The organism is Actinoplanes xinjiangensis (assembly GCF_003148685.1).
In the GTDB taxonomy this organism is placed as follows: Bacteria; Actinomycetota; Actinomycetes; order Mycobacteriales; family Micromonosporaceae; genus Actinoplanes; species Actinoplanes xinjiangensis.
Map to the genome: position 1 here is coordinate 81520 of NZ_QGGR01000027.1, position 16599 is coordinate 98118.

The 16599-nt window shown below is 69.4% G+C and carries 15 protein-coding genes and 1 tRNA gene; 3 read left to right on the forward strand and 13 right to left on the reverse strand.

What is annotated here, in order from left to right:
* Positions 1 to 21: 21 nt before the first annotated feature.
* The 7 genes from BC793_RS38930 to BC793_RS38960 all read right to left on the reverse strand — a co-directional run bounded on the left by BC793_RS38930 (position 22) and on the right by BC793_RS38960 (position 7093).
* Positions 22 to 894, reverse strand: a complete 873-nt coding sequence (locus BC793_RS38930) for a 3'(2'),5'-bisphosphate nucleotidase CysQ (protein ID WP_109601627.1) — start codon at positions 892 to 894, stop codon at positions 22 to 24.
* 30 nt (positions 895 to 924) lie between these two features.
* Positions 925 to 2649 (reverse strand): sugar transferase, encoded by a 1725-nt coding sequence (locus tag BC793_RS38935; RefSeq protein WP_109601628.1) that lies wholly within the window; start codon positions 2647 to 2649, stop codon positions 925 to 927.
* 99 nt (positions 2650 to 2748) lie between these two features.
* Positions 2749 to 3336, reverse strand: a complete 588-nt coding sequence (gene pth, locus BC793_RS38940) for an aminoacyl-tRNA hydrolase (RefSeq protein WP_109601629.1) — start codon at positions 3334 to 3336, stop codon at positions 2749 to 2751.
* Positions 3337 to 3420: 84 nt separating this feature from the next.
* Complete coding sequence (locus BC793_RS38945) at positions 3421 to 4026, reverse strand: 50S ribosomal protein L25/general stress protein Ctc (protein ID WP_109601630.1); 606 nt, start codon at positions 4024 to 4026, stop codon at positions 3421 to 3423.
* A gap of 378 nt (positions 4027 to 4404) precedes the next feature.
* Positions 4405 to 5385, reverse strand: a complete 981-nt coding sequence (locus BC793_RS38950) for a ribose-phosphate diphosphokinase (protein WP_093619313.1) — start codon at positions 5383 to 5385, stop codon at positions 4405 to 4407.
* A gap of 110 nt (positions 5386 to 5495) precedes the next feature.
* Complete coding sequence (glmU, locus tag BC793_RS38955) at positions 5496 to 6935, reverse strand: bifunctional UDP-N-acetylglucosamine diphosphorylase/glucosamine-1-phosphate N-acetyltransferase GlmU (protein ID WP_109601631.1); 1440 nt, start codon at positions 6933 to 6935, stop codon at positions 5496 to 5498.
* A gap of 86 nt (positions 6936 to 7021) precedes the next feature.
* A tRNA-Gln gene (locus tag BC793_RS38960) sits at positions 7022 to 7093 on the reverse strand.
* Positions 7094 to 7395: 302 nt separating this feature from the next.
* Here BC793_RS38960 and BC793_RS38965 point away from each other — a divergent pair.
* Positions 7396 to 8046 carry a TetR/AcrR family transcriptional regulator gene (locus BC793_RS38965; RefSeq protein ID WP_109601632.1) on the forward strand — a complete coding sequence of 217 codons (651 nt, stop codon included), beginning with the start codon at positions 7396 to 7398 and terminating at the stop codon, positions 8044 to 8046.
* A 33-nt stretch (positions 8047 to 8079) separates the two neighbouring features.
* Here the strand turns inward: BC793_RS38965 and BC793_RS38970 are convergent, their stop codons facing one another.
* From BC793_RS38970 to rsmA, 4 genes are all read right to left on the reverse strand, one after another.
* Positions 8080 to 8541 carry a DUF4383 domain-containing protein gene (locus tag BC793_RS38970; RefSeq protein WP_109601633.1) on the reverse strand — a complete coding sequence of 154 codons (462 nt, stop codon included), beginning with the start codon at positions 8539 to 8541 and terminating at the stop codon, positions 8080 to 8082.
* 78 nt (positions 8542 to 8619) lie between these two features.
* Positions 8620 to 10419: an ABC-F family ATP-binding cassette domain-containing protein gene (locus tag BC793_RS38975; protein ID WP_109601634.1), complete on the reverse strand. Its 1800-nt coding sequence runs from the start codon at positions 10417 to 10419 to the stop codon at positions 8620 to 8622.
* A gap of 7 nt (positions 10420 to 10426) precedes the next feature.
* Entirely contained in the window at positions 10427 to 11380 is a 954-nt protein-coding gene (locus tag BC793_RS38980; RefSeq protein WP_109601635.1) for a 4-(cytidine 5'-diphospho)-2-C-methyl-D-erythritol kinase, read from the reverse strand.
* Between the two features lie 136 nt (positions 11381 to 11516).
* Positions 11517 to 12404, reverse strand: a complete 888-nt coding sequence (gene rsmA / locus BC793_RS38985; protein WP_109601636.1) for a 16S rRNA (adenine(1518)-N(6)/adenine(1519)-N(6))-dimethyltransferase RsmA — start codon at positions 12402 to 12404, stop codon at positions 11517 to 11519.
* Positions 12405 to 12462: 58 nt separating this feature from the next.
* On the opposite strand from rsmA, the gene BC793_RS38990 reads away from it, so the two are divergent.
* The gene (locus BC793_RS38990) at positions 12463 to 12885 is read left to right on the forward strand and encodes a hypothetical protein (RefSeq protein WP_109601637.1); all 423 of its coding nucleotides are present in this window, start codon (positions 12463 to 12465) and stop codon (positions 12883 to 12885) included.
* A 305-nt stretch (positions 12886 to 13190) separates the two neighbouring features.
* Here the strand turns inward: BC793_RS38990 and BC793_RS38995 are convergent, their stop codons facing one another.
* Entirely contained in the window at positions 13191 to 14090 is a 900-nt protein-coding gene (locus tag BC793_RS38995; protein WP_373871288.1) for a TatD family hydrolase, read from the reverse strand.
* A 79-nt stretch (positions 14091 to 14169) separates the two neighbouring features.
* On the opposite strand from BC793_RS38995, the gene BC793_RS39000 reads away from it, so the two are divergent.
* Entirely contained in the window at positions 14170 to 15204 is a 1035-nt protein-coding gene (locus BC793_RS39000) for a hypothetical protein (protein ID WP_109601639.1), read from the forward strand.
* A gap of 48 nt (positions 15205 to 15252) precedes the next feature.
* Here BC793_RS39000 and BC793_RS39005 read toward each other — a convergent pair whose 3' ends face one another.
* Positions 15253 to 16506: a PKD domain-containing protein gene (locus BC793_RS39005; RefSeq protein WP_146246654.1), complete on the reverse strand. Its 1254-nt coding sequence runs from the start codon at positions 16504 to 16506 to the stop codon at positions 15253 to 15255.
* Positions 16507 to 16599 lie beyond the last annotated feature (93 nt).

Below are 16599 nucleotides of genomic sequence, written 5' to 3' on the forward strand. Positions count from 1 at the left end.
CGGGCAGGGCAGACGTCATTGTTACGGAAGATGCCTCTGCAACGCAGCAAGCAACCGAGGAGCGAGATCTTTACGACAGACGACCAGGTCAGGCAACTTCGGATCGGCCTGGTTATAGACCAGTGGGCTGCCGTCGACCCGGGACGCGTGCAGACCTGTGGCCAGCGCCACAGCGACCGGGGCAGCCGAGTCCCACTCGAACTGGCCCCCGGCGTGCACATAGGCGTCCGCCTCGCCGTTGATCACCGCGGCGATCTTCACCCCGGCCGATCCCATCGGCACCAGTTCGGCACCCAGGTCCTCGGCCAGCGCGGTGACGAACGCCGGCGGACGGGTCCGGCTCGCCGCGATCCGGATGGCACCACCGGTCGCCGACTCCAGCGGCATCGGCGGATACGCCGGCGGATGGTCGGTGGCGTGCGTGTTGTGCCGGGCCGGCATGGCCACCGCACCCGCGGTCAACCGGGCCGGCGCCGACGAATCGGCCGTCCACAGCGCCACGTGCACCGCCCAGTCGTCGCGGCCCTCCTCGGAGAACTCACGGGTGCCGTCCAACGGGTCCACGATCCAGACCCGGTTGGCGTCCAGCCGGTCCGGGCGGTTGCCCTCGGTCCAGGCGACCCGGGAATGCTCGTCCTCCTCGGAGAGCACCGCGTCAGCCGGCCGCCAGCGCGACAGCTCGGCCCGGAGCAGGTCGTGCGCGGCCTGGTCACCGGCCGCCTTGAGAGCCTTACCGTCCTCGTGCCCGACCTCGGCCCGGACCTGCAGAAGAACCTGCCCGGCCCGGTCCGCGAGCCAGCGAGCGAACGCGGAGTCGTTGACCGGTGGGGTCCCGCCCTCACCGGCGTCCCGTGGAACCGCTATGCGTGCCGACGCCTTCGTCTGCTCGCTCATCTCTCGCTCCCTCACTCCAGTACGCGCCTGTCAGTACGCTCCCGACGACCGCGCCACGGCGGTCACCGTCCTGAGCAGGATCACCAGATCCAGGCTCAGCGACCAGTTCTCGACATAGCGCAGGTCGAGCCGGACCGCCTCCTCCCAGGAGAGGTCCGACCGCCCCGACACCTGCCAGAGACCGGTCATCCCCGGCTTGACGGCCAGCCGGCGCCGCACGTCGTCGGCATAGGCGGCCACCTCGGTGGGCAGCGGCGGCCGCGGGCCGACCAGCGACATCCGCCCGGACAGGACGTTCAGCAGCTGCGGTAACTCGTCCAGCGAGAACCTGCGCAGCCAACGCCCGACCGGGGTGACACGCGGGTCGTCGCGGATTTTGAAGAGCACACCGTCGTGCTCGTTGAGGTCCCTCAGCTCGGCAAGCCGGGCTTCGGCGTCGACATACATGCTGCGGAACTTGAAGATCCGGAACAAACGGCCATCGCGTCCCACACGCACTTGGCGAAAGAGTACCGGGCCCCGTGACGTGAGGCCCACACAGAGCGCCACGGTCAGAAGCACCGGGCCGAGAAGGATCAGAAGCAGCAGCGCACCCAGCCGATCCACCAGCTCCTTCACCAGGCGCGACCCGCCGTGCAGACGGGGATGCTCGACATGCAGCATCGGCAGACCGTCGAAAGGCCGGATGGTGGTCCGCGCGCCGGCCACGTCCACCAGCGCGCTGGCCACCACCAGGTCCACCTCGTCGCGCTCCAGCCGCCAAGCCAGCCGCCGCACCGACGCACCGTCCAGCTCCGGGCAGCTCAGCACCACCACCGTGTCGGCGTCGGCGCGCTCCACGGCGGTGGCCACGTCGTCGAACGAGCCGTACACCGGCAGGTCCGGCACCCCGATCCCGTCGGCACCCGGCGGCAGGCACGCACCGACCACCTCCAGCCCGTGATAACGCTCGCGCCGCAACTGCCGGGTGATACCGATGACCGACAACTCGTGACCGACCACGATCACCCGCCGCAGGTTCTCACCCCGGGCCCGGGACAGGTGCAGCCGCTTACGCAGCAGAAACCGCAGGACCACGATCGTGGCTATCGCCAGCGGAAACGCCACCAGGACATAGGACCGGGCAAGATCCAGATTCAACGCGTACGACACCACGGCCGCCCCGCCGATCAACCCCGCCCCGCCACGCAACACCCGCTGGTACTCGTCGGAACCGACGAACAGATACCGCCGCTCGTACGCCCGCGCCGCCACCAGAACCAGCAGCAGCACCACCGGCATCAGCGCCGACCAGATCAGATACATCCGGTTCCAGGCGGTCACCGCATCGCCGAACCGGACGATGAACGTACCCGCCCCCGCCGCCACACCGGCCGTCAGATCGGCCAGGACGAGCGCCCGCACATAGCGGCGCTCCCAGTCCTGCCGGCGTGACATGGCGGCATGCCGGCCCCGGGTCCGGATGAACGGCCGGGTCGCCGGGCGCGCCGCCATCGACCGGTTCGGGGTGGACGACACATGGCGATCGGACGCCTGATTACGGGCCGGATCGGGCTCAGCCCGTACCGCCTGCGGCGCGGCGTTCTCCGCCCTCGCCGCCGGACCGGGAATCCGGGTGTTGCGCCCGCTCCGGCGTTCCGCGGGCCGCTGCGGCCCGTGGTTCCCGGCTCTTCCCACACCCCCGCCGGCCTCCGGCAGAGCCACCGTGGGTTCGGTCAACGCGCCCGCCCGGTCCTCGGACACGTCCTGCGACATCCTCGAACCCCTCCCGTCACGTCGGCCACGCACCGCAACCGTGCGTCCGAGTGACCAACGGACGGGCCGCGCGTGCGTCACGGCGTCGTCAGATGGAGATCAAATCCCGTGGTATTTGTTCTGCGCCCACTCGACGCCCTCGACGACGATCGCCTCGACCACGTCGGCCGCCCGGTCCACCAGGAAATCCAGCTCCTTGCGCTCCGCCGCGGAGAAGTCGGACAGCACATAGTCGGCCGGTTCCTGACGGCCCGGAGGCCTGCCGACGCCGACGCGCACCCGCGCGTACTCCTTGCTCGCGAGTGACTTCGACATCGAGCGCAGCCCGTTGTGACCGCCCTCGCCGCCGCCCCGTTTCGCCCTTACCTGCCCGAACGGAACATCCAGCTCATCATGCACCGCGATCACATTCGCCACCGGAACTTTGAAGAACTGCGCCAGCGACACCACCGGGCCACCCGACAGGTTCATGTACGTCAGCGGCTTCAGCAGAATCACCTTCGGCCCACCGAATCCCAGCCGGCCCTCAGCGACCTCGGTCTGCGCCCGCTTCGCCCGGCCGAACCTCGCCCCCATCCGCGAAGCCAGCAGATCCGCCACCATGAAACCCACGTTGTGCCGGTTACCGGCGTACTCCCGGCCGGGGTTACCCAGGCCCACCACCAGCCACGGCGCGTCGTCGCTCACTTCCCCTGCCTCCACATGCAGATCAGGGAAAGTGCCGCCCGGCACTTTCCCTGATATCTGGCTTACCGCTGCTGCGAGACGGACCTACTCCGCGCTCTCGCCCTCCGCCGAGGTCTCGCCCTCAGCCGGGGCCTCCTCGTTCGACTGGGCAGCGTTGATCACCGCGAGCACCACATCGGCCTCGACGGCCAGCTCGACGCCCTTCGGCAGCTTCACGTCACCGGCGGTGATGTGCGAACCCGCCTCGAGGCCGTCGATCGACACCTCCAGCTCGGACGGCAGCTGCAGCGCGTCGGCGATCACGGCGACCGTGTTCGACTCGTGCACGATCAGAGTGTTCTTGGCGGCCTCACCGGTCAGGGTGACCTGGATGTCGACCTGGATCTTCTCGCCGCGCTTCACGATCAGCAGGTCCACGTGCTCGAACGTGTCACGGATCGGGTCACGCTGGATCGCCTTCGGCAGCGCCAGAGTGGCGGCCGGGTTGCCGGCGATGTCGATGGTGAAAATCTGGTTGATGCCGCCGTGGCGGATGGCGGCCGCGAACTCACGGGCCGGAAGGGCGATGTGCTGCGGCGCCTCGCCGTGGCCGTACAGCACGGCAGGCACGAGGCCGGCCCGGCGCGTGCGGCGAGCACCACCCTTGCCGAACTCGGTGCGGGGCTCGGCGCTGATCTTTACCTCGGACACGGGGAAACTCCTGAAACTCTTCGATGCGGGCTGCGTCTAAGTCTGCGGCTGCGGTATCCGGCAGTGCTGCGATGGTGACCCCTGGCGGTGCGGGCCGCCAACGGTAACGGTGTTTCTCTGCGCTGCCGGGCAAGGGGGCGCGCTGGGCACAGGCCCGGAGCACCGCGTCGATGACGGCGCCTCGAGCAGGCTGCGAACCTCAACAGCCCACGAAGCACCCTCGCCGTGGCAACCGCACTAGCTTACCTGCCACGATCGTGCATCGGTCAGCGGGTCCGCCCGGCTGGCAACGCCTGCGAAAAAAACACCCTGGTGATGCAACTTGCACCACAAGATAAAACGCCCGCCGCGACGGCGGGCGTCTCCCAGTAAAGCTTCCTAGCTGAGACCACCGAACAGAGTGGTCACCGAACCGTCGTCGAACACCTCACGAATCGCCCGCGCCAGCAGCGGCGCGATCGACAACACAGTGATCTTGTCCAGGCGCTTCTCGGGAGAGAGCGGCAACGTGTTCGTCACCACCAACTCACTGATCCGGCTGTTCTTCAACCGCTCGGTCGCCGGATCGGACAGCAGCGCATGGGTGGACGCCACGATCACATCCGCCGCACCCTCCTGGAACAGGATGTCCGCCGCCTTCGCGATCGTGCCACCGGTGTCGATCATGTCGTCGACGATCAGGCACACCCGGCCCTCGACCTCACCGACCACCCGGTTCGCCACCACCTGATTGGGCTTCAGCGGATCACGGGTCTTGTGGATGAACGCCAGCGGGCAACCACCCAGCCGGTCCGTCCACCGCTCCGCCACCCGCACCCGACCCGAATCCGGCGCCACCACCGTCATCGGACGGCCCGCATACTTCTTCTGCACATAATCAGCGAGCGTGTCCATCGCGAACAGGTGATCCACCGGGCCGTCGAAGAACCCCTGGATCTGCGCCGTGTGCAGGTCCACGGTGAGGATCCGGTTGGCCCCGGCCGTCTTCAGCAGATCAGCCACCAGACGCGCGGAGATCGGCTCGCGACCCCGGTGCTTCTTGTCCTGCCGCGAATACGGATAGAACGGCAGCACCACGGTGATCCGCTTGGCCGAACCCCGCTTCAGCGCGTCGATCATGATCAGGGTCTCCATGACCCACCGGTTCACACCCTCGGTCACCGACTGGACCACGAACGCGTCCGAGCCACGCACCGAATCCTTGAAACGAACGAAGATCTCCCCGTTGGCGAACTCATACGAATCCGACGGCGTCGGCGCCACGCCGAGCACCTGGCCGATCTCCTCCGCCAGCTCGGGGAAACCCCGGCCGGAGAAAAGCATCAGACTCTTACGGTTCTCGGCGACGATGCTGCCCATCGACTCGCTGCTCCCGTTGATAGGGGGTGGGTTCGCAGTGAAGTATCCCTTGCGGCAACGTAACCGCCACGTTTCGAGCCCCTCGGGTGGGATGGCTCACCCCCGCTGGATCACTCCTGGTCAGGAGTGATATTCGCAGCCTCCGCCGCAGCCGCCGACGCGGTGCCCGCCCGCCTACGGACCGTCCAACCCTCGACGTTGCGCTGCTGCGCGCGCGACACGCCCAGATTCCCGGCCGGAACATCCTTGATCACGGCACTGCCCGCCGCCACGTACGCCCCCGGACCGATCTCCACCGGCGCCACCAGCACCGAATCCGACCCGACGAACGCCGCCTCACCGACCGTCGTGTGACTCTTCCGCACACCGTCGTAGTTGGCGAAGATCGTGCCCGCCCCGATATTGGCCTTCGCACCGATCGTCGCGTCACCCACATACGTCAGGTGCGGAACCTTCGCACCCTCACCGAGCTCGGCGTTCTTGGCCTCGACGAAGCCACCGATCTTCGACCTGGCGGCCAACCGGGTACCCGGGCGCAAGAACGAGTAAGGCCCCACCGTCGCCGCCGGCCCCACCGACGCGCCGATCGAATGGGTCCGCAGCACCGTCGCACCCGCCGCCACCGTAGTGTCGATCAACGTCGTGTCCGGCCCGACCACCGCACCCGTCGCCACCGAACTCGACCCCAGAATCTGCGAGTTCTGATCGACGACCGCGTCCGGCTCCAGCGTGGCCGTCACATCGATCCAGGTCGTCGCCGGATCCAGCAACAACACCCCCGACCGCATCCACGCCTCGTTCACCCGATCGCGCATCAGCACCCGCAGCCTCGCCAACTCGGCCCGGTCGTTGCACCCCAGCGTCTCCGACGCGAACTCGGCCACCTCGATCGCCACCGGATGACCCTGAGCCGCCAGGATCCCGAAGACATCCGTCAGGTACTCCTCGCCCTGCGCGTTGTCGGTGGACAACTTGCCCAGCGCCTCCCGCAGCAGCACCGCGTCGAACACGTAGATCCCCGAGTTGATCTCACGAATCCGGCGCTGCTCCTCGGAGGCGTCCTTGGCCTCGACGATCCGCTCCAGATTGCCGTCGGCACCCCGCACGATCCGGCCCAGCCCGCCCGGCACCTCCACCTCGGCGCTCAGCACCGTCGCCGCCGCACCGACCCGCTCGTGGGTGGCCAGCAGCGCCTCCAACGTCTCCGGGCGCAGCAGCGGGACATCACCGCTGAGCACCACCACGGTGCCGGCCAGGTCGGGCGTCGACTCCAGCGCGATACGGACGGCATGACCCGTGCCGTTCTGCTCGGCCTGGAGCACCGGCGTCGCCTCCGGCGCCACATCGGCCAGGAACGCGGTGATCTCGTCGGCCTTGTGACCGACGACCACCACGGTCCGGTCCGTCTTGATCGCCGACGAGGTCGCCAGCACGTGACCGAGCAGAGTGCGCCCGAGCAGAGGCTGGAGCATCTTGGGCGTCGCGGACTTCATCCGCTTACCCTCACCGGCGGCGAGAACGACAACGGTACGGCTGGGGGCCTGGCTCACGCGGCAACTCCATTGATTGGCGGCGGCCTCAAGTGAGGGCGACGCGCGCCGCCCTCAGCCGTCCGGTTCGCATATCACAGAAGTTGCTCGGCCGCCAGGACTCGAACCCGGAAAGCTAGGACCAAAACCTAGAGTGTTGCCAATTACACCACGGCCGAATGGTTCTGAGGACAGACTAGCCGCCCGTCAGAGGATCCCGATAAGCGGCCGATGCCTCACGGACGACCGCTTTGACAACACCCTCCGAACGCCAGGAGAGGTCCCGGCTTTTCGGAGCGGCGACAGTCAGGCAGCCATGGTAATCCTCCCCCACGTTCATACGGCGCAGCCGCCGAGCCTCGGCACGCATGTCATCCTCGCGTAAGGGTGGCTCGCAACCAGTAGTCACGGGCAGCGTACAAAGTGTTCGGGAAGGCTTGTAAGGGCCCGGTTGTGCCATTCCTGGCAGGATGGCCGGGTGATGGAGCAGGGCGACAGCAGCAGCAGCAAGCAACGACCGCGGGTTCGGATGCCGGCCGCTCAGCGCCGGGAGCAGCTGATCGTCGTCGGCCGGCAGCTGTTCGCCGAGCGAGGCTTCGATGCCACCACCGTGGAGGAGGTGGCGGCCCGGGCGAAGGTGTCGAAGCCGGTCGTCTATGAGCATTTCGGCGGCAAGGAGGGGCTCTATGCGGTGGTCGTCGACCGCGAGGTCCGCGCCCTGCTGGACCGGATCACGACCGCGCTGACCGCGGGTCACCCGCGGGAGTTGTTGGAGCAGGCGGCGCTGGCGCTGTTCGATTACATCGACGAGGAGCCGCACGGGTTCCAGGTGCTGATCCGCAATTCCTCGGTGCTGTCGGCGTCGGGGAACTTCTCCAGTGTGATGAACGACGTGGCTCATCAGGTGGAGCACATTCTGGGCGCCGAGTTCAAGAGCCGGGGGTTGGACCCGAGGTTCGCCGAGCTGTATTCGCAGGCTCTGGTCGGGATGGTCGCTCTCGTCGGGCAGTGGTGGCGGGAGGCGCGTAAACCTCGAAAGGAGATGGTTGCCGCGCATCTGGTCAATCTGGCCTGGAACGGGTTGTCGCACCTGGAGCCGAAGCCGGGATTGCAGACGCGCCGGGTCCGCTGAGCGCGGACCCGGCGCGGCCGGAGTTTCGCCGGATCAGGCGGTGCGGCCCTCGCGGACCTGGCGGGGCGCGCCGGCCTGCGACTGGGGGGCGGTCTTGCTGTACAGGCTGACGGTGATCAGCAGCAGGCCGACGAGGTAGGTGACGATCACCGTGGACATCGTGAAGCCGAAGAAGTTGACGTCGTCGGTGCGCAGCACGCACAGGGAGTAGCTGCCGAGGACCAGGAGGCCCCAGCCCAGGTACTGGTCGGCGGCGGCGTCGAGGTTGCGCCCGACGGCGGTGGCGAGGAGCACGAGTGCGCCGATCGCCAGCGAGATGATCGACCACAGGATGTTGGTGCCCTGGCCGAGCGCGCGGGCGCCGGGGCCGGTGAAGGCTTCACCGGAGGTCGAGATGAACCCGATGATGCCGAATGCCACCAGGTAGGCGCCGGTGACGAAGCCGACGATCCGGTAGATCGGCCGAAGCGGGTGATTGACCGGGGTGTGCGCCATGGTTCCGTCTCCAAGGTCGGGTGTCTTCGAGCAGATTCTCGCGTATCCCCGACAAGCGGCGCAGGCACACCCCCCGGATCAGCTTTCGGACACCTGCTCGGCCAACTCGAGCCACGCTTCCTCGGTTTCGGCCTTCTCCTGCTGGACGGCTTTCAGTTGGCTTTCGAGCTCGACCAGCTTGTCGTAGTTGCTGCCGTGCACGGCCAGACTTTCGTTGATCCTGGCCTCTTTGTCGGACAGCTTCTCCATCTGGCGTTCCAGCCGGGCGAGGTCTTTCTTCGCCAGGCGGAGCTCACCGGCGGAGAGTCCGCTTGCGGCCTGCTGGGCTGCGGCGGGGCTTTTCCCGGGTACGCCGGGAGTGCCGGGCGTGGCCACTCGGGCGAGGTATTCGTCGATCCCGCCTGGCAGGTGGACCAGTTGCCCGTCGCCGAACATGCCGAAGACGTTGTCGGTGACTCGTTCGACCAGGTAGCGGTCGTGACTGGCGACCACCATCGTGCCGGGCCACGAGTCCAGCAGGTCCTCGAGGGAGGCGAGGGTGTCGGTGTCCAGGTCGTTGGTGGGTTCGTCGAGCAGCAGCACGTTGGGCTCGGTCGCGAGCAGGCGCAGCATCTGGAGGCGTCGGCGCTCGCCGCCGGACAGGTCACTGACCGGGGTCCAGATCCGTTTGTCGGTGAAGCCGAACACTTCGGCGAGTTGGCCGGCCGACAGCTCCCGGTCGCCGAGTTTGACGCGTTTCGCCACTTCCTCGACTGCTTCGAGCAGGCGCAGGTGGCCGGGCAGTTCCTTCAGCTCCTGGGAGAGGAAGGCGGCCCGGACCGTGGAGCCGGTGACCAGGCGGCCGCCGTCCGGTCGGGTGACGCCGGCGAGCAGCCGCAGCAGGGTGGTCTTGCCGGCTCCGTTGGCGCCGAGGATGGCGATCCGGTCACCGGGGCCGACCTGCCAGGTCAGGTCTTGGAAGATCGGTTTGGGGCCCGCTTTGAGCTCGATCGACTCCAGGTCGTAGACCTGCTTGCCGAGCCGGGTGGTGGCCAGGCGTTGCAGGCTGACCTGGTCACGGACCGGTGGGACGTCGGCGATCAGTTCGTTCGCCGCGTCGATGCGGAATTTCGGTTTCGAGGTGCGGGCGGGTGGGCCGCGGCGGAGCCAGGCGATCTCTTTGCGCAACAGGTTCTGCCGGCGGGCCTCGACGGACGCGGCGATGCGCTGGCGTTCGGCGCGTGCCAGGATCCAGGCGGCGTAACCACCCTCGTAGGTGTGCACCTGTTCGTCCACGACCTCCCAGGTCATGGTGCAGACCGCGTCGAGGAACCACCGGTCGTGGGTGACGACGAGCAGGGCGCCGCGGCGGGTCAGCAGGTGTTTGGCCAGCCAGTCGACGCCGGCCACGTCCAGGTGGTTGGTGGGCTCGTCGAGGATCAGCAGGTCGCTCTGGCGGACCAGTAGCGCGGCCAGGGCGACCCGGCGGCGTTCGCCGCCGGACATCGGCCCGACCGGCGTGTCCAGGCCGAGGTAGCCCATGCCGAGGCCGTCCAGGATGGTGCGGACGCCGGCGTCACCGGCCCACTCGTGTTCGGCGCCCATGCTCTGCGGCAGCCAGGCGGTGCCGAGCACCACGTCACGCACGGTGGCCTCACCGGCCAGGGTCAGGGTCTGGGGCAGCGACGCGACCCGTAGGTCACGGCGATGGGTGACACGGCCGGAGTCCGGCTCCTCGATCTTGGCGAGCATGCGGAGAAGGGTCGATTTACCTGCGCCGTTGAGACCCACGATGCCGATGCGGGCGTCGTCGTCCAGCCCGAGAGACACGTCGGTGAGCAGCTGACCGGCAGCTCCATAACCCTTGCTGACCCGGTCCAGGTTGATGATGTTGGCCACGATGCGTCTAGATTACCCGCGCGCCCGGCTGTGGTCCGCGGGCGGTGACCGCGGCCCGGCACACCTTCGCCGCGGTCAGCTCCGCCGCCACCTCCTGCGCGTGTGCGGCGTCGGCGGCCAGGAAGACACAGGTGGGGCCGGACCCGGAGACGAGCCCGGTGATCGCGCCCGCCTCGTGACCCGCCTTGAGCACGTCGGCCAGCTCGGGACGCAGCGACAGCGCGGCCGCCTGCAGGTCGTTGCCCAGAGTGGCGCCCAGCACCTCGGGGTCGCGCTGGCGCATCGCCGCCATCAGCTGGTCGGGGCCGCCCAGCGGCACCGGGGGCGCCGGCCGGACGGTGGCCCGCAACCGGTCCAGCTCGCGGTAGACGGCGGGGGTGGACAGGCCACCGTCGGCGATCGCCACCACCCAGTGCCAGGTGGTCGGGCGGGCCAGGATCGGGCTGACCGCCTCGCCGTGGCCGGTGCCCAGGGCGGTGCCGCCGTGCAGCAGGAACGGGACGTCGGAGCCGAGCTGTGCGCCCACCTCGGCCAGCTCGTCGCGGGACATGCCGAGCCCCCAGAGCAGGTCGCAGGCGATCAGGGTGGCGGCCGCGTCGGCGCTGCCGCCGGCCAGGCCACCGGCCAGCGGGATGCTCTTGCGCAGGTGCAACCGCGCATACGCCGGGACGCGCCCGCGGGCGGCCAGTGCCCGGGCGGCTTTGATGATCAGGTTGCTCTCGTCGAGCTCCAGCTCGCCGGTGCCCTCGCCCTCCATGGTCAGGGTGAGGGTGTCTCCGCGGCGGGCGGTGAGCTCGTCGAAGAGGCTGATCGCGTGATACACCGTGTTCAGCTCGTGGTAGCCGTCCGGGCGCAGCGGGCCGACGCCGAGGTGCAGGTTGATCTTCGCCGGCACGCGCACCTTGACCGGACCGCGGTGCGGACGAGGCTCGTCATCGTCCGGTCCCCACGCCTCCGTCACGGAGTGGTGTCCCGGATCGGGAGCCTGATCTCGAATGGTTCGCTCAACACCAGCTCCGTATCCGAGTCACCGGCCGGCTCAGGACGGCCGTCGACGAGATCATGGGCCCATCGGGCGGGACCGATTGGCTCGGCTGTCATGAGTCCGCCTCCTCGGGCTGTGCGTCGGACCGGCTGAGCTTACCGCCGGGCACCGACAGTCTCGCCGCCGCCGCGATCGCGGCGAACTCGCCCACGGTCAGTGCCTCGCCCCTGGCCTGGGGGCTCACACCGGCCGCCCGCAGCACCGCCTCGGCCCGGTCCGGTCCGCCGGCCCAGCCGGCCAGCGCCGCCCGTAACGTCTTGCGCCGTTGCGCGAACGCCGCGTCGACCACCGCGAACACGTCGGTCCGGTCGGCTCCCGCGGGCGGCTCCCGTTCACTGAAGGCGACCAGCCCGGAGTCCACGTTGGGCACCGGCCAGAACACCGCGGGCGGCACCTTTCCGGCGGACCTCGCCTCCGCATACCAGGCCAGTTTGACCGAGGGCACGCCGTACACCTTCGAGCCGGGGCCGGCGACGAGCCGGTCGGCGACCTCCTTCTGCACCATCACCAGGCCGCCGCGCAGGGTCGGCAACTCGGCCAGCAGGTGCAGGACCACGGGCACGGCGACGTTGTAGGGCAGGTTCGCCACCAGCATGGTCGGCGCCGGGTCGAAGGCGCCGCCGCGGATCCGGAGGGCGTCGGACAGGTGCACGGTCAGGTGCGGGGCGGTCACCGTCTCCGGCAGTGCCTTCGCCAGGGTCCGGTCGATCTCCACGGCGTGGACGTGCCGCACGGCTGCGGCCAGGCCCAGCGTCAGCGAGCCGAGCCCGGGGCCGACCTCCAGGGCCACGTCGTCGGGGCGCAGCCCGGCCGCGGCGACGATCCGGCGGATCGTGTTGGGGTCGTGCAGGAAGTTCTGGCCGAGCTTCTTGGTCGGCGCGACGCCGAGGCGTGCGGCCAGTTCCCGGATCTCCGCCGGGCCGAGAAGTGTTTCCGCCATGGCCAGAGCCTACGGTGGCCCCGCGCGGCCACTGGACACCGCCGGGTAGGAAGGATTCATGACGGAGTTGCTGGAGCTGCGCGGAGTGGTGGAGGCCTCCCCCGACGCGGTCGCCGCCGTTCTGCTCGACGTCGGTCCCGGTGGCCGGTCCCCGCTGGCGGCCACCGGCACGGTCGAACACGACGACGGTGACGAGTTCGTGGTGATCCGGGAGGGCAGCCGGATCACGGTGACCGTCGACCGGGCCGCCCGATCGGTGTCCGAGGAGGGTGAGTGGTGGTATCGCGGCGTCACCTCGGTGGAGCCGGACCCGCGGGGCTCGCTGGTGATCCACCGGATCTTCAACGTGGCGCCCGGTCACCGCTGGGCGGTGCGGATGGTCTCCCGTGGTCCGTTGAACGCCGCTCCCACCGCCTTCGCGACCCAGCTCGAACAGCTGAGCCGCCACCTCGGCGCCGCCGCCTGGGTGATCACCGACTGACGGCCTCCAGCCGACGCCCGATGCGGCCGGCACTCGTCACGGCTGAAACCCGTCAGGGCCGGCCCTCATCGCGACTGACGCCCGTCACGGCTGAGGATCTTTCTGGCTGGTTGTCACCGCTGTCTCAGCGGAGCTGAGACAGCGGTGGGAGCCAGCCGGTGAACCACGCAACCAGCCCGGCGGTCGCGTTGGCGCCGGGAGTGGCTGCCGCGTCGCGGTGCAGCTCCGGGACTGTCCCGATTTTCGGCGGGGCGGGCTGGTCCGTACCACCTCGGGGTTGGGAGACGGGCGGACCGGGACGGGCGTCAGGTCCAGGGGCCGAAGACGTCGTCGCCGTTCGCGGAGATCGTGGCGCAGAGCGTGTCCAGGTCGGTGCCGGAGGCGGTGGCGAGTGCCCGCATGGTGATCGGGATCAGGTAGGAGGCGTTGGGCCGGCCCCGGTACGGCGTCGGTGTGAGATAGGGCGCGTCGGTCTCGACCATCATCTGCGCCGGCGGGGTGATCGCGGCCGCCGCGCGGAGGTTGCCGGCGCTGGCGAAGGTGACCGTGCCGGCGAAGCTGAGGTAGTAGCCGCGGCGGACGCATTCGGCGGCGAAGTCGGCGTCGCCGGAGAAGCAGTGCAGGACGACCCGGTCGGGTGCGCCCTCGGAGTCGAGGACCCGCAGCACGTCGGCGTGGGCGTCGCGGTCGTGGATGATCAGGGCCTTGCCGTGGCGCTTGGCGATGGCGATGTGGGCGCGGAAGCTCTCCTCCTGGGCGGCACGGCCCTCATCACCGGTACGGAACGTGTCCATCCCGGTCTCGCCGACCCCACGGACCCGGGGCCGGGCGGCCAGTGCCTCGATCTGCCGCAGCGCCTCGTCCAGATCGGACAGGCGGGGCGCCTCGTTGGGGTGCAGGGCGACCGCGGCCAACACCTGGTCGTACCGGTCGGCCAGGTCGGCGCCCCAGCGGGACGAGTCGACGTCCACGCCCACCTGCACGAGCCGGTCGATGCCGCTCTTGGCCGCCGCCCCGATCAGCACGTCGATCGGGTCACCCTCTCCGGTGACACCGGCCTCCTGGATGGTGAGGTCGAGGTGGGTGTGGCTGTCGAAGACCGGGACCGCGAGCGGCTCCGGGGCCGGCGGGAATTCGCCTGCCCGGCGGGATTCCTTGGCACGGCGGCGGTCTGAAGGAGACGGACCGGAGGTTGACGAAGGCATGTGAGACATTCTGCACGCCGAGATTTCCGGTAACCGGGAGTTCATCAGATATCCACCGTGGTCACTTAGGTTGCGCTCCGTGACCGTGACCGGTGAGGACAGCGAGCTGGGTGCCGACCCGCTCGACCCACCCCTGATGGCACCGCTCCGCCGGGACCTGAGCTGGCAGCAGGTGCAGTCGATGAGCCAGTCCGTCGGTTACCGCGACGACGCGGAGCTGCGCCGGATCCGGGCGACCGCCGCGGTCCGCCGGGGCACCCGGATGACGAAGGTGCTGTCCCCGGCTCAGGTCGCCGGTCATCTCGGCGGCTGGCTGCCGTACGGGTTCTGTTACCGCACGTGCGACATCGCCCACCTGCGTGAACCCCGGGATCTGGGGCTGCTGCGCACCGACGGCATGACCGACGACAACGTGACGTTCGCGCTGCGCTGGCGGGCCGTCGACCCGCTCGACTACGAGGTGCCGGCCGGGGCGGCGCAGCCGGGGCTGCCCGGACTGCCGGGGCACTCGCGGATCGGGGCGATGGTGCTGGGTACCGGTTTCAGCCCGAGCACCGACGATCTGATCCCGGAGTATGTGACGGCCGGGTTCGCGGACCTGCCGCTGTCGGCGAACGCGCAGCTGCTCGCCCATCTGCCGGGCGGGGACGAGGTGGTGCTGTACACGTACCAGCCGGAGCAGCACGGGTGGCTGCGGCTGGCCGGCCCGCGCTGGCGGAGCCTGCTGTCGGAGATCCCCGGCGGCAGCCCGGACCGCGAGTACGTGCCGTGCACCGCGACGGCTTCGGCCCGGCTGGTCGGGCGGATCGACGGCAACGAGTACGAGGCGGTCGCCGACCCGCCCGGCGAGTTCCGGGTGCGGGCGTTGACCCGGGCCGCGCGGTACCCGGTGCAGACCCTGTCCCGGCGGGCCGAGCAGGCACGCTGGCGGGGTGTGCCGTGCTGGGTGCTGCAGCGGGACGAGACGTGGGCGCGGCTGCGGCTGTTGCGCCCGGACGCGGACACGGTCAACGCGGTCGGGGCGCGGTGTTACGAGCGGGGCGTCTACGAGGCGTGGGCACCGATCAACGAGATAACCGACCACCACATCGCGGACATCGCGTACCAGATGTGAACAGGGTGATGCCCGCCGAGCCGGGGTGGCTCGACGGGCATCGGCGTTTCAGCTACGCGTGATCTTGGCGGAGCGGTACGTGCCGCGGAAGTTGTCCGCCCGGTCGTAGGCCCAGACCTCGACCGCGAAGAACTGGTTCTTGCCGAGACCGGCCGGGAGCTTGAGCGTCCACTTACCGTTCACGACCTTCACCTTGACGCCGGTGGCGTAGCAGTACTTGTTGACGTCGGCGTCGGTGTAGTAGCGCTTCCACTTCCGGGCCGGGGTCAGGCAGTAGGCCTTACCGGTGGAGGTGACCCGGAACGCGGTGACGCCGACGTGACGCAGACCGGACTGCTTGTCGACCGCGGTGCCCTTGATCGTCTTCCAGGAAGCCGCCCGGTTCGTCGAGGACGGCTTCTTGATCGAGACGGTCGGGCCCGAGACGTCCTTCACCACGTTGATCTTCGCGGCGGTCTGGAAGTAGGCGTAACCCTTGTCGTTGCCCCACGAGATCTTGAGCGCCCGGACACCGGCGATCCGGCCCTTGCCGACCCGGACCCACGTCTTCTTGGCCGCGTCCCACTTCCAGTAGTAGTGGATGTAGGCGCCGTTCAGCGAGCGCACCGAGGCCTTGTGTGCGGAGATCGAACCGTCGGACCAGTCGATCCGGTACATCTTCGCGCCGGCGGGCACCTTGGCGATCTTCACGTTGAAGGGGGCGCCCTGGTAGACGGCCTTCTTGTTGAGCGAGATCGCGCCGGCCGGGATGGTGACGCCGACGGTCCGGGCCGGGATCGCCGAGGCGTTACCGGCCGGGTCGGTGACGGTCACGGTGATCTTGAAGTTGCCGGCCCGGTTGTACGCCTTGGTGGCGGTGAACGTGGTCGGGCTGAGCACGGTGCTGGTGCCGTCGCCCCAGCTCACCACCCGCTTGAGGGTCTCGGGGGCGTCGATCGGGTCGCTGAACTCGGTCGCGTTCTGGCCGATGGTGACCCGCTGACCGGTCCACACCGAGGAGTAGTCGAGCCGGAACGAGCCGGTCGGCACCGTGGTGTCCGGCTCGGCCGTGCCCGGGTCGGTAGTACCCGGGTCGGTCGTGCCGGGGTCGGTGGTACCGGGATCGGTCGTGCCCGGGTCGGTGGTCCCCGGGTCGATGGTGTCCAGGGTGGAGGCCGACTGCTCGGTGACAGTCGCCCCGCCCTGACCGGTCGGCGCGTCGTTGGGCCCGCCCGGGATCGCGTAGGCGGGCGAACCCACGAGCGCGGTGCCCGCCAGCAGGGCAACCGCGACCACAACGGGCTGCGCAAGGCGTAGTTTCACAGAACTCCTTCGAGGGGTGGTTGCCACACGACGGAGCTGAGCGGTCGTTACGAACCCGTACCGATGAAACGCACCCGTTCCCCCGTGGCATCC

What these genes read in the sequence shown, in the direction of transcription:
- BC793_RS38930 (WP_109601627.1), bottom strand. Translation starts at nt 894, where the DNA reads ATGAGCGAGCAGACGAAGGCGTCGGCACGCATAGCGGTTCCACGGGAC.
- BC793_RS38935 (WP_109601628.1), bottom strand. Translation starts at nt 2,649, where the DNA reads ATGTCGCAGGACGTGTCCGAGGACCGGGCGGGCGCGTTGACCGAACCC.
- BC793_RS38950 (WP_093619313.1), bottom strand. Translation starts at nt 5,385, where the DNA reads ATGGGCAGCATCGTCGCCGAGAACCGTAAGAGTCTGATGCTTTTCTCC.
- BC793_RS38965 (WP_109601632.1), top strand. Translation starts at nt 7,396, where the DNA reads ATGGAGCAGGGCGACAGCAGCAGCAGCAAGCAACGACCGCGGGTTCGG.
- BC793_RS38970 (WP_109601633.1), bottom strand. Translation starts at nt 8,541, where the DNA reads ATGGCGCACACCCCGGTCAATCACCCGCTTCGGCCGATCTACCGGATC.
- rsmA (WP_109601636.1), bottom strand. Translation starts at nt 12,404, where the DNA reads ATGGCGGAAACACTTCTCGGCCCGGCGGAGATCCGGGAACTGGCCGCA.
- BC793_RS38990 (WP_109601637.1), top strand. Translation starts at nt 12,463, where the DNA reads ATGACGGAGTTGCTGGAGCTGCGCGGAGTGGTGGAGGCCTCCCCCGAC.
- BC793_RS38995 (WP_373871288.1), bottom strand. Translation starts at nt 14,090, where the DNA reads ATGCCTTCGTCAACCTCCGGTCCGTCTCCTTCAGACCGCCGCCGTGCC.